Raw genomic sequence first — 379 nt, 5'->3', positions numbered from 1 at the left:
CCAGTGATGTATACTGATATGATTCCGGCGCAGGTGCAGTACACGGCGCTGGGGCATTTGCACCGTCACCAGGAGTTGGGTGGCGGACGCGGACCGGTCGTTTACAGCAGCAGCCCACTGGCCTACAGTTTCGCCGAAGCCGACCAGCAAAAGTACGTGGTATTGGTTGATGCTGAGCCGGGCCGGGCTGTAACCGTTACGCCCGTGCCTCTAAGAACCGGCAAACGGTTACTGCGTCCCCGGTTTACGCGGGTTGATGAGGCCGTGGAGTGGTTACAACAAAACCCAGAATGCTTCGCGGAAATTACGATGCAAACTCCTGCTTATCTCACCAGCGAAGAACGTCGGCAACTCCAGCAAGTCCATGCTTCTTTAGTAA

The 379-nt window shown here is 56.2% G+C and carries 1 protein-coding gene; it reads left to right on the top strand.

The annotated features are described in order from the left end of the window. A partial coding sequence (locus tag D7Y13_RS45000; protein ID WP_369333620.1) for a metallophosphoesterase family protein occupies positions 1 to 379 on the top strand: 379 nt, incomplete at both ends.

It is taken from the genome of Corallococcus praedator, assembly GCF_003612125.1.
GTDB lineage: Bacteria > Myxococcota > Myxococcia > Myxococcales > Myxococcaceae > Corallococcus > Corallococcus praedator.
This window is presented reverse-complemented; position numbering and strand designations above follow the sequence as displayed.